This is a genomic window from Xanthomonas sp. A1809 (assembly GCF_017746015.1).
Classification (GTDB): Bacteria; Pseudomonadota; Gammaproteobacteria; order Xanthomonadales; family Xanthomonadaceae; genus Xanthomonas; species Xanthomonas euvesicatoria.
Window position 1 is genome coordinate 305,117 of the sequence record NZ_JAGHWZ010000005.1, and the last position, 13,294, is coordinate 318,410.

Consider the following 13,294-nt stretch of genomic DNA (forward strand, 5'->3'; position numbering starts at 1 on the left):
CCGAATCCCGAATCCCGGCTACTCGAATATCCGCTTGTCCTTGGCGTACTCGCGCGCCTGGTTGCGCGTGATCAGGCTGCGCTTGACCAGGTCCTGCAGATGCTGGTCCAACGTCTGCATGCCGTATTGCTGGCCGGTCTGGATCGAGGAATACATCTGCGCCACCTTGTCCTCGCGGATCAGGTTGCGGATGGCCGGGGTGCCGACCATGATTTCCCACGCCGCCGTGCGGCCGCCGCCGACCTTCTTCAGCAGTGCCTGCGAAATCACTGCGCGCAGCGATTCGGACAGCATCGAGCGCACCATCGGCTTTTCGCCGGCCGGGAACACGTCGATGATGCGGTCGATGGTCTTGGCCGCCGAGCTGGTGTGCAAGGTGCCGAACACCAGGTGGCCGGTTTCCGCGGCGGTGAGCGCCAGGCGAATGGTTTCCAGGTCGCGCAATTCGCCGACCAGGATGATGTCCGGGTCTTCGCGCAGTGCCGAGCGCAGCGCCTCGTTGAAACCGTGGGTGTCGCGATGCACCTCGCGCTGGTTGATCAAGCACTTCTGCGAGGTGTGCACGAATTCGATCGGGTCCTCGACGGTGAGGATGTGCCCGTACTCATTCTTGTTGATGTAGTCGATCATGCCTGCCAGCGTGGTCGACTTGCCCGAGCCGGTCGGGCCGGTGACCAGGATCAGGCCCTGCGGCTGGTCGATCAGCTGGCGGAAGATCGGCGGGCAGCCCAGGTCTTCCAGCGTCAGCACTTCGGACGGAATGGTACGGAACACCGCGCCGGCGCCGCGGTTCTGGTTGAACGCATTGACGCGGAAACGCGCCAGCGATGGAATTTCGAACGAAAAGTCGACCTCGAGAAATTCCTCGTAATCGCGCCGCTGCTTGTCCGACATGATGTCGTACACCAGCGCGTGCACCTGCTTGTGGTCCAACGCCGGAATATTGATGCGACGGACATCGCCATCGACACGGATCATCGGCGGCAGCCCTGCAGACAGGTGCAGGTCCGATGCCTTGTTCTTGACAGAAAACGCCAATAGTTCAGCGATATCCATGCGCTGCTTTTCCCCTAGGCTGCGATTGGAAGGTACTCCCCGGCCGGCAGTATAGCGTTCTGGCTGCCGGCGGGAAGCAGCCCTGTTGCCGGTTCAGGTCGGCCGCAACGCGCCTGGCTGAAACCGTTGCCTTGCGCCCGGGTGCGGAACCGCCCAAGGCCGAACGGCTGCTGCTCGGTGGCTTCAAGGAATGCTGGCGAGCGCAGCGCTGGCCCGAGCGTAGCCGGTCGCGCTGCCGTCAGTGCGTATCGCGCCCGGCCTTGGGCGGACCTGGGGACGGTCTCCCACCTTGCTTCCAGACACTCCTCTAAATACACGCAGCGCCGGCGCGCCGATACAGGCGCCCGGCAGCCCCCAACTGGATGGAAGCGTCTGCGGCCGGCACTATAGCGTTCCCGCCCTTCTTCGGAATGCCACGTGCCGGCTTCGTCGCTGCAGCAGATTCTCGATGCCATCCACGCCGCGGCGGCCGCACACGCGCGTGCCGACGTGCGGCTGCTGGCGGTCTCCAAGACCAAGCCGGCCGACGCCGTCGCCGCCCTGGCCGCGCAGGGCCAGCGCGCCTTCGGCGAAAATTACGTGCAGGAAGCCGATGCCAAGATTGCCCAGTTGCGTGCGTTGGGTTTGGAATGGCATCTGATCGGCCACCTGCAATCCAACAAGGCCGAACTGGCGAGCCAGTGCTTCGATTGGGTGCAGACGGTGGACCGCGCCAAATTGATTCCGCTGCTGGCACGCCATCGCCCTGCCGACCGCGCGCCGTTGAATGTGTTGATCCAGGTCAACATCGACGACGAGGACAGCAAGCATGGATGCGCACCCGAAGCGATCGACAGCCTGGCCGAAGCGATCGCCCTGCAACCGCGTTTGCAGCTACGCGGACTGATGGCCATCCCTGCCCCGTTTCCGGATCAGGCACGACGCCAGGCCGCGTTCATGCGCATGCAGGCGCTGTTCGAGCAGCTGCAAGCCCGCCATCGGCAGGTGGACACCTTGTCGATGGGCATGAGCTCGGATTTCGCCGAAGCGATCGCGGCCGGCGCCACCATGGTGCGGGTGGGCACGGCGTTGTTCGGTGCGCGCGATCAGGCGCCGGCCGCCTCTGCCTGATCGCCTCGCCTCCCACATCGATTTGTCTTATGAAGGTGCCGCAATGAACACACCTGCCTCGTCATCGCCCTCGTCTTCCGCTGCCACGTCCATCGCTTTCGTCGGCGGCGGCAACATGGCGCGCAGCCTGATTGCCGGGCTGATCCGGCAGGGCACGCCGGCTGCCAGCATCCGCGTGGCCGAGCCGGTGGCCGAGCTGCGCGACGCCTTGGCGCGCGACTTCGGCGTGCAGGTGGTCGAGGATGCGCGCGCCGCTGTCGATGCGGCCACGACCTGGGTCTTGGCGGTCAAGCCGCAGGTCTTGCCAATGGTGTGCGCGCAACTGGCCGATCTGGCGCAGGCACAACAACCGCTGCTGGTTTCCATCGCTGCCGGCATCACCGCCACGCAGCTGCAGCGCTGGTCGGGCGGCGATATCGCGGTGGTTCGTGCCATGCCCAACACACCCGCCCTGCTCGGCGCCGGTGTCACCGGGCTGTACGCCAACGCGCGCGTGTCGGCGGCGCAACGCCAACAGGCGACCCAACTGCTGGACAGCGCCGGCGTCACCGTCTGGATCGACGACGAAGTGCAGATGGATGCGGTGACCGCGGTCTCCGGCAGCGGACCGGCCTATGTGTTTCTCTTGGCAGAAGCGATGGAAGCTGCCGCGCAAGCGCAGGGCCTGCCCGCCGCAACCGCGCGCACCTTGGTGCTGCAAACGCTGCTCGGTGCCGCACGCATGCTCACCGAATCGGGCGAACCACCGGAGGTCCTGCGTCGCCGCGTGACCTCGCCCAACGGCACGACCCACGCCGCCATCGAGACGTTCCAGGCCGGCGGCTTTGAAGCCCTCACCGCCCAGGCCATTGCCGCAGCGACCGAACGCGGCCGCAGCCTGTCCGCGGCCAATGACTGATTGAAACGCGGCGGGTCTGCATGTCGCGTATCGCGCGGTGCCTTCGCGTGGCGCGCATGGCACGCCGAAAACGATTCGAACATCTGCGCAAACCGCCGCGCCAGCGCCTGATCACCGGAAGGTGGATGCAGGGCAATACAAGGCCGAAGGCTGCATAGCGCCCAATAACCGCTCCATTTGCCGCACATGGAACGTGCGTCCACGTTTGCAATCGATGGCAGCCATCTTGTCGGCGCGTGGCCCCGTTACATGCATCCCCCAAAAGGCTGGCCTTATCGGCTCGTTCCATCGTCCCCACGGATGCGTGTTGCGGCGTTTGCTCGCGCAAACGATCTGCTGCTGTGCGTCAGACATGCAGCGAACGCGCGCATGGCACGGGCAAGCCGATGCGTTTTGTGCGCTTTTTCTGCCGCTGGTGAACGAATCCCCGTCGAAAGATGCTTTTTTCGTGCTGTTTCATCGTTTGCCTATTGGCGGCGCGCAGCAGTTGCCCTACATTTCGCGTTGCCGACTGGGTCGGCAGACCCAACACCACCAACGAATACGGAACACATCACTCATGGCAAAAACCGCCGCTAAGAAGGCTGCCCCCAAGAAGGCAGTGAAAAAGGTCGCCGCGACCAAGACCGCAAAGCCGGCCAAGGCCGCTGCTGCCAAGTCCGCTGCGCCCAAGCCGATCAAGGAAGCACTGAGCAAGACCGGCCTGGTCGCGCACATTGCCGAAAGCACCCAGTTGGCCCCGAAGGACGTCCGCGCCGTGCTGGCTTCGCTGGAAGCCACCGCACACGCCTCGCTGAGCAAGAAGGGCGTCGGCAGCTTCACCATCCCGGGCATGCTCAAGCTGACCACCGTGCACGTGCCGGCCAAGCCGAAGCGCAAGGGCATCAACCCGTTCACCAAGGAAGAGCAGATGTTCGCCGCCAAGCCTGCGACCACCAAGCTCAAGTCACGTCCACTGAAGAAGTTGAAGGACGCGGCGCTCTAATCGAGCACGCATCCTGTATCACGAAGACGGCCTGCGGGCCGTCTTTTTTTTGCGCTCGCTCCGCAGAGAGCAGCACATACCGCTCATCGGCACTGCCCTACCCTGCATGCTGGTTCGCCATCTGCAGGTGCCTGTGACCGGTCCGTCGAACACCCCGCCATCGTCGCCACGCCGAGTTGCCACCCGTAGCCCGGCACGTCGCCTGCGCAGCATTGTTGTCTCCATTGCGCTGTTGTGCGTGCTGGCGGTGGCCGCGCGCTGGGCCTGGCAGCTGCCGATCGCCCATCAGCTCCGTACCAGCTGGGAGCTGTCGCAAATGCCGCCGCCTGCGCAGTTGCATGTGCCGGTGGAAGGCGTGCGTGCGCGACAGATTGCCGACACCTTTGGTGCACCGCGTGGCCGCGACCGTACGCATGCGGGCGTGGATATCTTCGCGCCACGCGGTACACCGGTGGTGGCGGCAACGCGCGGCGTGGTCAGCGCCATCCGCGACCAGGGCCTGGGCGGAAAACAGGTCTGGCTGCTGGGTCCAGCGATGGAACGGCATTACTACGCGCATCTTGACGATTGGGTTGCCGGCCTCGCAGTAGGCGATGTGGTCGAGCCCGGCACCCTGCTCGGCAAGGTCGGCAGCACCGGCAATGCGCGCGGCACGCCGCCACACCTGCACTATGGTGTATATGGACGCAACGGTGCGTACGATCCGCTGCCGCTCCTGCGCAAACATGCCGCTCGGCCAGCAAACTGAGCACGTTGGAACACTGCGTCATGGGCCACCCTATCGAGACGGTTGCGTCCTACGCCTATGGTGAGCACAGCCCAGAACGACGCGACCCATATGTCCCGCAAACGCTATCGCATCACGGTCACGCCGATCGAAAACGACGGCCGCCCTTGTGACGACCGCTGCACCATCGAATTCGAACAACGCTCGCGCGCCGACTGGATGCGGCTGCTCGAAGAACTGCACCTGCGCCGCGACCTGAGCAGCGACGAATGCGCGGCACTGACCGTAGGCTCGCAGTTGCTGGAAGACCTGGCGGCCCGCCCACGCGCCCAGCCCAGCGATGCGCTGGACGCATTGCGTCCCAAACTGCAGCTGCTGCTGGAACGCCTGCAGCGCGTACACCCCGCCACCGGCGCCTGAAGACGCATCGCCACACGTACCCGCTACACTGCGCACCTCGGGGATGGGACGCGCCATGCGCTGGATGGGAATGCTCGTTATCGCAGCCGCACTTTCCGGTTGCAGCTGTCATCGCACTGGCGATCCGCAGGCAAACGTCGCCTCGGCGACGCACGCTGCGAGCGCATCGCGCCCGCTCGATAACGCCGCTACCGGCACCGCGACCGCATCACCCGCCCCTGCGGCTGATCCCACCGATGCCATTGCGTTGGCCAACTACGCCCAAGCAAGCGCCACCGTTCAACGCTACCTCGGCGCGTTGCCGGGAGCGGCGCGCGCGCAGGCCGATGCCTTATGGGCCGGCGGTCGCCCTCCCCCGGTACCGGACGATGCGGCCTTGCGTGCCATCCCCAATATCCAGTCGATGCGCATCAACAACGATCCGCCCTTTGCACTGGATCAGGCGCAGCCGCCACAGCGTATCGAAGTACCGGTGCAATTGACGGTACGCACCACCACCGGCACGCAACGCCTGGTCGGGGCATACCGGCTGCAACCCCGGGCCGGCAGCGATGGCTGGGAAATCTATTCGGCCACGCTGCAGCCGGTGTTGCGCTAACCCGTGGTTCACCGGCGCCGACTAAGGTGATGTCACCTGTTGCCGGAGTCACCCGATGAAACTGCGTTCGCTTGCCGGTTCCATGCTCGCCCTCGCCTTGGCAATGCCCATCACCAGCGCCTGGGCTGCGCCGCAGATCCAGGGAAAACAAATCAGCGTGCAGGCCAGCGACCTGCAGCACTATCTGGGTGGTCGCTTCCCGCAGACACATGACACGCTGGGCGGGCTGATCGCGATGACGGTCAGCAACCCGGCGCTATCGTTGCCGCCAGGCGATCGGCTCAAGATGGCCTTCGATCTTGCCGTGGCGACCGCAGGCGGCGCTCCTGCACCGGTCGGCAATGTGACCTTGACCAGCGCACTGCGCTACGACGTGGCCAAACAGGGCTTTTATCTGGATCAACCCAGCATCGACGACTTCCGCCCCGCCCATGCAGGCGCAAAGCTCGACCACAGCACGCGGCAGCTGCTCAATACCTGGCTGGCCGACTATGCGCGCAAGGAGCCGATCTATCGGATCGACCCGGCCATTGCATCCGTGATGGGTGCGGTGCAGGTGGAATCGGTCGGCATCCAGAACGGGCGGGTTGCGGTCAACTTCAACCAGAACATCGAGCAACTGGTGCCCGCGGCAGCGCTGTCCGGGAAGTAGGTCCGCGTGGTATTGGCGTGGATGGCGACAATCCACGCAAGGCTACACATCAAGGCCCGACGCATCTGCGCCGGGCCTTGGTGTTTCGAGCTGACACTGGCCAGTGAAGAACCTATGCAGCCAAGGCCTTGGCCACGGCTGCGGCGAATGCAGGAATGTCGTCCGGCTTGCGGCTGGTAATCAGTTGGCCGTCGACCACCACTTCGGCATCCTGCCAGCGCGCACCGGCATTGATCAGGTCCGTCTTGACCGATGGCCATGAAGTGACCTTGCGGTCGCGGACCAAGTCGCTTTCGAGCAGCAACCACGGCCCGTGACAGATCGCCGCCACCGGTTTTTGTGCGTTCGAAAACGCGCGAATGAACGTGATTGCCTGCTCATCGGTGCGCAGTGTGTCGGGATTGAGCACACCGCCAGGCAACACCAGTGCGTCGTAGGATTCCGCCGCTGCATGATCTAGCCGCCGATCGACCGTTACCGAATCGCCCCACTCTGTGTGATTCCAGCCGCGAATTTGCGCGCCGTCGCCGGGCGCGATCACCTCGACCTTGGCACCCCAGCCTTCCAGCAGGCGCTTGGGTTCGGTCAGTTCGGATTGCTCGAAGCCATCGGTGGCCAGCACGGCGACGGTTTTGCCAGAGAGCGAATAAGACATGGGAGGCTCCTTGAAAAGAAGCCCAGACCCTAGGAATCATGCCGTTGCGCATCCGTGAACCGATGTGTGCGCGGCGTCAGTACGCGCCACATGGCTGCGTGCTCAGCGCTTGGGTTGCAGCATCGTTCCGGTGCAATTCTTCGAGCCGCACCGGCATTCCCAAATTTTCTTCAGGCGTGGCGTATGACGCTCGGCAAGGGTGATGCCGTAGTTATAGGTGAGCTCTTCGCCGGGTTTGATGTCGCGCTTGGCCTCGATGAAGATCTTGTCCTTGCGGCGGTCGTCGCCCTCGGCTTCTTCGATCACCGCCTCGCAATTGGGATCGCAGCTGTGGTTGATCCAGCGCGCGACATTGCCTTCGTAGTTGGCATCCAGCACGTAGTCGTCGCTGAGCGTGAACAAAAAGGTATGCCCGCTTTCCACGTCGCCGGTGTCGTCGGCATCCACTTCGGCATGCGTGCGCAGCCGCCCCTTGTATTGAATGATGCGCTCGCCCTTGCGGAGCGGGGCGAGGGCGAACATGCCATTGCCGTGGATACGAGACTTGCGGGCGGCAACTTTGCGCGACATGTAAGGGTCCAGTGATGGGGCCGCTCATTGTGACTGCAGCGCGCCACTGCGCCAAGCACAAGCGCAGCGTGCGCCGCAACGGGCTACGCTTGCCGGCGGCTGAACCGCGCCGTTGGCCCTGCCCTGCCGGAAAGAGTACAATTTCGGTCCGCTTTCGGATTCCGCCTTCCCCATGTTGCGCGTCACCAAACTCACCGATTACGCCACCGTGGTGCTGACCGTCCTGGCGGCACGCTGCGATCAGGTGCTCAGCGCAAGCGAATTGGCCGAACAGGCCGGTCTGGAAGCACCGACTGTCAGCAAGATTCTCAAGCCGTTGTCGCAGGCAGGCCTGGTCGAAGGCTTGCGCGGCGTGCACGGCGGCTACCGGCTTGCGCGCGCCGCCAGCGACATCACCCTGGTGGAGATCGTCGAAGCGATGGAAGGTCCGTTGGCGATCACCGAATGCAGCCAGGACCACAGCCAGTGCGGTATCGCGCAGCGCTGCGGCGTGCGGTCGAACTGGCGCCTGATCAACGACGTGGTCGGCGATGCCTTGCGTCGCGTCACGCTCGCGCAGATGTTGCAGCCCCTCTCTCTCCCTGGCGACAGCCGTCGGCGTTCGATCGCCGCACGCGTCGCGACCACCTGACCTGTAGGCAGCCCAATGGCCACCGAACTTGCTCCTCCGCAGAATGCGCAGATCCTCGAACGGCTGGGTCGACGTTACGACGCCGGCTTCATCACCGAAATCGAATCGGACTCATTGCCGCCCGGCCTGGACGAAGACGTCATCCGTGCGTTGTCGGCCAAGAAAGACGAGCCGCAATGGATGACCGACTGGCGTCTTGAGGCCTATCGCCATTGGCTGAAGATGCCGATGCCGGAGTGGGCGAAACTGCAGATCTCGCCGATCGATTTCCAGGCGCTGAGCTATTACTCCGCACCCAAGGGCCCGAAGTACGCCTCGCTGGACGAGGTGCCCAAGGAATTGCTGGACACCTACGACAAGCTTGGCGTGCCGCTGCACGAGCGCGCCAAGCTGGCCGGCGTCGCAGTCGATGCGGTGTTCGATTCGGTCTCGGTCGGTACCACCTTCCGCAAGGAGCTGGCCGAAAAAGGCGTGATCTTCTGTTCGATGTCGGAGGCCATCAAGGAACACCCGGAGATCGTCAGGCAGTATCTGGGCAGCGTGGTGCCGGTGGGCGATAACTACTTCGCCGCGCTCAACTCGGCCGTGTTCTCCGACGGCAGTTTCGTGTTCATCCCTGCGGGTGTGCGTTGCCCGATGGAATTGAGCACCTACTTCCGCATCAATGCCGGCCATACCGGCCAGTTCGAGCGCACCTTGATCGTGTGCGAAGACAAGGCCTACGTCTCGTATCTGGAAGGCTGCACGGCGCCCATGCGCGACGAGAACCAGCTGCATGCGGCGGTCGTCGAGCTGGTGACGCTGGAAGATGCAGAAATCAAGTATTCCACCGTGCAGAACTGGTACCCGGGCGACGAGGAGGGCCGGGGCGGCATCTACAACTTCGTCACCAAGCGCGCCGAATGCCGTGGCGCGCGCAGCAAGGTGACCTGGACCCAGGTCGAAACGGGCTCGGCGATCACCTGGAAGTATCCGTCGTGCGTGCTGATCGGCGACGATTCGGTGGGCGAATTCCATTCGGTCGCGCTGACCCACCACCGTCAGCAGGCCGACACCGGCACCAAGATGATCCACATCGGCAAGCGCACCAAAAGCAAGATCGTCAGCAAGGGCATCAGTGCCGGACGCGGCCAAAATACCTATCGCGGCCAGGTCAAGGTGGACCGCAATGCCGATGGCGCACGCAACTACACGCAGTGCGATTCGCTGTTGATCGGCAAGCAGTGCGGCGCCCACACCTTTCCCTATATCGAGGTGAAGAACCCGGGTGCCACCGTCGAACACGAGGCCACCACCTCCAAGATCAGCGACGACCAACTCTTCTATTGCCGCGCGCGTGGCATCAGCCAGGAAGATGCGGTGTCGTTGATCGTCGACGGCTTCTGCAAGCAGGTGTTCCGCGAGCTGCCGATGGAGTTCGCAGTGGAAGCCAAGAAGCTGCTGGAAGTCTCGTTGGAAGGCAGCGTCGGCTGACACATCTTTCCTTCTCCCCTCGGGAGAAGATGGCGCGCAGCGCCGGATGAGGGTACGAGCGAAGCCAAGTGCACTCAAACAGCACGATGCTTCGCACCAACCCTCACCCCAACCCCTCTCCCGGCGGGAGAGGGGCTCAATCACTGGATAAGACTATGCTCAACATTCAAAACCTCCACGCCAGCATCGCCGGCAAAGACATCCTCAAAGGCCTGTCGCTGGACATCCAGCCCGGCCAGGTGCACGCCATCATGGGTCCCAATGGCGCGGGTAAATCCACGCTGGGCAATGTGCTGGCCGGTCGCGATGGCTATGAGGTCGGCGCAGGCAGCGTGCAGTTCGACGGCAAGGATCTTCTCGACCTTCCACCGGAAGAACGCGCCGCCGCCGGCCTGTTCCTGGCCTTCCAGTACCCGGTGGAAATTCCCGGCGTCAACAACACCTATTTCCTGCGCGCCGCGCTCAATGCGCAGCGCAAGGCGCGCGGCGAAGACGAGCTGGATTCGATGCAGTTCCTCAAGCTGGTGCGGCAGAAGCTGGCCGTGCTGCATCTGAAGGACGAGCTGCTGCATCGCGGTGTCAATGAAGGGTTCTCCGGCGGCGAAAAGAAGCGCAACGAGATCTTCCAGCTGGCAGTGCTCGAGCCCAAGCTCGCCATCCTGGACGAGACCGATTCGGGCCTGGATATCGATGCGCTCAAGAGCGTGGCCGACGGCGTCAACGCGCTGCGTTCGCCCGAGCGTTCGTTCCTGGTCATCACCCACTATCAGCGCCTGCTCGACTACATCAAGCCGGACGTGGTGCATGTGCTGGCCGAGGGCCGCATCGTGCAGAGCGGTGGCCCGGAACTGGCGCTGGAGCTGGAAAAGCACGGCTACCACTTCCTGAAGGACCGCGTCGTGCCTGAGGTTGCCGCCTGATGAGCGCCCTGCTCGATTCCCTGGCGCGCGGTTTCTGCGGCAGTGACGCACGCCGCGCCGAGCTCGATGCCGCCCTGCAGACCGGCCTGCCCGGCCCGCGTGCCGAGGCCTGGAAATACACCTCGTTGCGGCAGCTGGAACGGCGCAGCTTTCAGCCTGCCCCGCTGGTGCCCACGCTGGTGGATGCCGCCGCGCTGGACGACATTCCGTCGCCACGCCTGGTCTTCGTCAATGGCCGCCCATCCGAGGCGCTCAGCGATCTGTCCACGTTGCCGGAAGGCGTGCAGTTGGACACCCTGTCTGCATCGTTGGCTGCAAGCGACGAGGCGCAGCAGTTGCTGGGCCGCCGCTTCGACGGCAGCGATGAAGTCTTTGCGCGTCTGAATGCTGCGCTTGCCGACGAAGGCGTGCTGGTGCGCGTGCAAGCCGGCGCGCAGATCGAGCTGCCGCTGCATCTGGTGTTCGTCGGCGTGGCCGGCGAGCAGGATCTGTCTTGGCATCACCGCCATCTGATCGAATTGCGTGCCGGCGCCGCATTGCAGGTGGTCGAGCATCATCTGCACGTGGGCGATGCCGCGCATCTGGCCAACAGCGTGATGCATGTGCATCTGGCCCAGGGTGCAGCACTGTCGCACGCGCGCGTGCAAGCCGGCAGCGCACATGCGACGTCGCTGCTGCGCACCGAGGCGGTGCTGGCACGCGACGCCCGCTACCAGCGTGTGGACCTGGAGTTGGGTGCCGGGCTGTCGCGGCACGAGCTCAACGTGCGGCTGGAAGGCAACAACGCCCAGCTCACCGCCAATGGCGTGCTGCTCGGCAACGGCCGCCGGCATGTGGACACGCGCCTGGGCATCGAGCACATCGCGCGCGACACCGCCTGCGAGCTGGTGTGGCGCGGTGTGGGCGCGGACCGCAGCCGCGTGGTATTCCATGGGGGCATCCGCATCCGCGCAGGTGCCGACGGCACCGATGCACGGTTGTCCAACAAGAATCTGCTGCTGTCGTCCAACGCCGAAATCGACACCCAGCCGGTGCTGGTGATCGATGCCGACGAGGTACAGGCCGCGCATGGTGCCACGGTGGGCCAGCTCGACGACAACGCCTTGTTCTACTTGCGCTCGCGCGGCTTGCCGCAGGAAGAAGCGCAGCGCCTGCTGAGCGCCGCGTTCTGTCATGAGCCCTTGCGCGTGCTGCCAGCCGCCCTGAGTGCCGTGCTGGCACTGCAATTGGACCGTGCATTGAATTCGGCAGGCGTGGCATGAACATGCCGGCCATTCCGCCCAGCGCAGCGCCCGATTGGGACCGTGTGCGCCTGGATTTCCCGCTGCTGATGCGGCAGGTGCATGGCAAGCCGCTGATCTATTTCGACAACGCCAACACCGGCCAGAAGCCGCTGCAGGTGATTGCCGCCACCGACGAGTTCTACCGGCGCCAGAATGCCAACGTGAGCCGTGCCGTGCATGCGCTCGGCAGCGAGGCGACGGACGCGTTCGAGGGCGCGCGCAGCAAGCTGGCGCGCTTTCTCAACGTCCGCGCCGATGAGCTGGTGCTGTGCAGCGGCACCACCTTTGCAATCAATCTGGTGGCGTATTCGTGGGCATTGCCGCGGCTGGGCGCCGGCGATGTGATCCTGATTTCGCGCATGGAACACCATGCCAACATCGTGCCGTGGCAGTTGGTGGCCCAGCGCACCGGCGCCACCATTCGCGTGGCCGAAATCACGCCCGATGGCGCGCTGGATCTGGATGCCTTGCGCAAGGCGATGACCCCGGACGTCAAGCTGCTGGCAATTACCCATGTGTCCAACGTGCTCGGCACGGTCAACCCGGTACGCGAGATCTGCCGCGAAGCGCGCAAGCGCGGCATCGTCACCATGGTGGACGGCTCGCAGGCGGCACCGCATCGACGCATCGACGTGGCCAGCATCGGCTGCGATTTCTACGCCATCACCGGGCACAAGATGTGCGGCCCTACCGGCACCGGCGCACTGTGGGCACGTCGGGAGCATCTGCAGGCGATGCCGCCGTTTCTGGGCGGCGGCGAGATGATCAAGGAAGTCAGCTTCGAAAACACGGTCTTCAACGATGCGCCGCACAAGTTCGAAGCCGGCACGCCCAACATCGCCGGTTTCGTCGGCCTGGGTGCGGCGGTGGATTACCTGGAGTCGCTCGGGCTGGCGCACGTGGAAGCACGCGAAGCCGAACTGCTCGCCCATTTCACTGAAGAGCTGCAACGCATCGATGGCCTGCGCATCTTCGGCACCACGCCCGACAAGGCCGCGGTGGTGTCGTTCCTGATCGAAGGTGCGCACTCGCACGACCTGGCCACCCTGCTCGACCTGGAAGGCGTCGCGGTGCGCTCGGGCCAACACTGCGCGCATCCGCTGCTGCAGTACTACGGTGTCGCCGCCACCTGCCGCGCGTCGCTGGCGTTCTACAACACGCACGACGAAATCGAGCGCTTCGTCGCCGCGTTGGTGAAGGTGCGTCGACTGTTGGGCTGATGGGAATCGGGAATCGGGAATCGGGAATGGAGAATCGGAAGAGCGGTTCTCCCGAACGCCGGTAACGCTCGATGCATGGAACATGGCTCATCGAGC

At 64.4% G+C, this 13,294-nt stretch carries 15 protein-coding genes; 12 read left to right on the plus strand and 3 right to left on the minus strand.

Annotation, left to right across the window (positions count from 1 at the left end):
- Positions 1–18 precede the first annotated feature (18 nt).
- Positions 19–1,056, minus strand: coding sequence for a type IV pilus twitching motility protein PilT (locus tag J7396_RS07705; protein WP_003489919.1), 1,038 nt, complete (start codon positions 1,054–1,056; stop codon positions 19–21).
- 417 nt (positions 1,057–1,473) lie between these two features.
- Here J7396_RS07705 and J7396_RS07710 point away from each other — a divergent pair, with 417 nt between their 5' ends.
- The 7 genes from J7396_RS07710 (at position 1,474) to J7396_RS07740 (ending at position 6,446) form a co-directional block, all read left to right on the plus strand.
- Positions 1,474–2,166 (plus strand): YggS family pyridoxal phosphate-dependent enzyme, encoded by a 693-nt coding sequence (locus J7396_RS07710; RefSeq protein WP_008571828.1) that lies wholly within the window; start codon positions 1,474–1,476, stop codon positions 2,164–2,166.
- 43 nt (positions 2,167–2,209) lie between these two features.
- Positions 2,210–3,064, plus strand: a complete 855-nt coding sequence (proC, locus tag J7396_RS07715; protein WP_033478563.1) for a pyrroline-5-carboxylate reductase — start codon at positions 2,210–2,212, stop codon at positions 3,062–3,064.
- 559 nt (positions 3,065–3,623) lie between these two features.
- Positions 3,624–4,049, plus strand: coding sequence for an HU family DNA-binding protein (locus tag J7396_RS07720; protein ID WP_008571830.1), 426 nt, complete (start codon positions 3,624–3,626; stop codon positions 4,047–4,049).
- 106 nt (positions 4,050–4,155) lie between these two features.
- Entirely contained in the window at positions 4,156–4,797 is a 642-nt protein-coding gene (locus J7396_RS07725; protein WP_057680719.1) for a M23 family metallopeptidase, read from the plus strand.
- Positions 4,798–4,854: 57 nt separating this feature from the next.
- Positions 4,855–5,196, plus strand: coding sequence for a DUF3861 family protein (locus tag J7396_RS07730; protein ID WP_003489901.1), 342 nt, complete (start codon positions 4,855–4,857; stop codon positions 5,194–5,196).
- Between the two features lie 55 nt (positions 5,197–5,251).
- Entirely contained in the window at positions 5,252–5,794 is a 543-nt protein-coding gene (locus J7396_RS22780) for a hypothetical protein (protein WP_014090670.1), read from the plus strand.
- A 55-nt stretch (positions 5,795–5,849) separates the two neighbouring features.
- Complete coding sequence (locus J7396_RS07740) at positions 5,850–6,446, plus strand: DUF1439 domain-containing protein (protein WP_008571834.1); 597 nt, start codon at positions 5,850–5,852, stop codon at positions 6,444–6,446.
- A 112-nt stretch (positions 6,447–6,558) separates the two neighbouring features.
- Here the strand turns inward: J7396_RS07740 and J7396_RS07745 are convergent, their stop codons facing one another.
- Positions 6,559–7,101, minus strand: coding sequence for a type 1 glutamine amidotransferase domain-containing protein (locus tag J7396_RS07745; protein ID WP_209261259.1), 543 nt, complete (start codon positions 7,099–7,101; stop codon positions 6,559–6,561).
- 102 nt (positions 7,102–7,203) lie between these two features.
- Positions 7,204–7,671, minus strand: coding sequence for an SET domain-containing protein-lysine N-methyltransferase (locus J7396_RS07750; RefSeq protein ID WP_003487757.1), 468 nt, complete (start codon positions 7,669–7,671; stop codon positions 7,204–7,206).
- A 172-nt stretch (positions 7,672–7,843) separates the two neighbouring features.
- On the opposite strand from J7396_RS07750, the gene J7396_RS07755 reads away from it, so the two are divergent.
- The 5 genes from J7396_RS07755 to J7396_RS07775 all read left to right on the plus strand — a co-directional run bounded on the left by J7396_RS07755 (position 7,844) and on the right by J7396_RS07775 (position 13,198).
- Positions 7,844–8,302, plus strand: a complete 459-nt coding sequence (locus J7396_RS07755; RefSeq protein WP_011348117.1) for an SUF system Fe-S cluster assembly regulator — start codon at positions 7,844–7,846, stop codon at positions 8,300–8,302.
- 15 nt (positions 8,303–8,317) lie between these two features.
- Positions 8,318–9,775 carry a Fe-S cluster assembly protein SufB gene (gene sufB, locus J7396_RS07760; RefSeq protein ID WP_008571839.1) on the plus strand — a complete coding sequence of 486 codons (1,458 nt, stop codon included), beginning with the start codon at positions 8,318–8,320 and terminating at the stop codon, positions 9,773–9,775.
- Between the two features lie 155 nt (positions 9,776–9,930).
- Entirely contained in the window at positions 9,931–10,695 is a 765-nt protein-coding gene (gene sufC / locus J7396_RS07765) for a Fe-S cluster assembly ATPase SufC (protein WP_008571840.1), read from the plus strand.
- Positions 10,695–11,957, plus strand: coding sequence for a Fe-S cluster assembly protein SufD (gene sufD / locus J7396_RS07770; RefSeq protein ID WP_005913315.1), 1,263 nt, complete (start codon positions 10,695–10,697; stop codon positions 11,955–11,957). The genes sufC and sufD overlap by 1 nt, the downstream gene beginning before the upstream one ends.
- Positions 11,954–13,198, plus strand: a complete 1,245-nt coding sequence (locus J7396_RS07775) for a cysteine desulfurase (protein ID WP_005913317.1) — start codon at positions 11,954–11,956, stop codon at positions 13,196–13,198. The genes sufD and J7396_RS07775 overlap by 4 nt, the downstream gene beginning before the upstream one ends.
- The last annotated feature ends 96 nt before the right edge of the window (positions 13,199–13,294 follow it).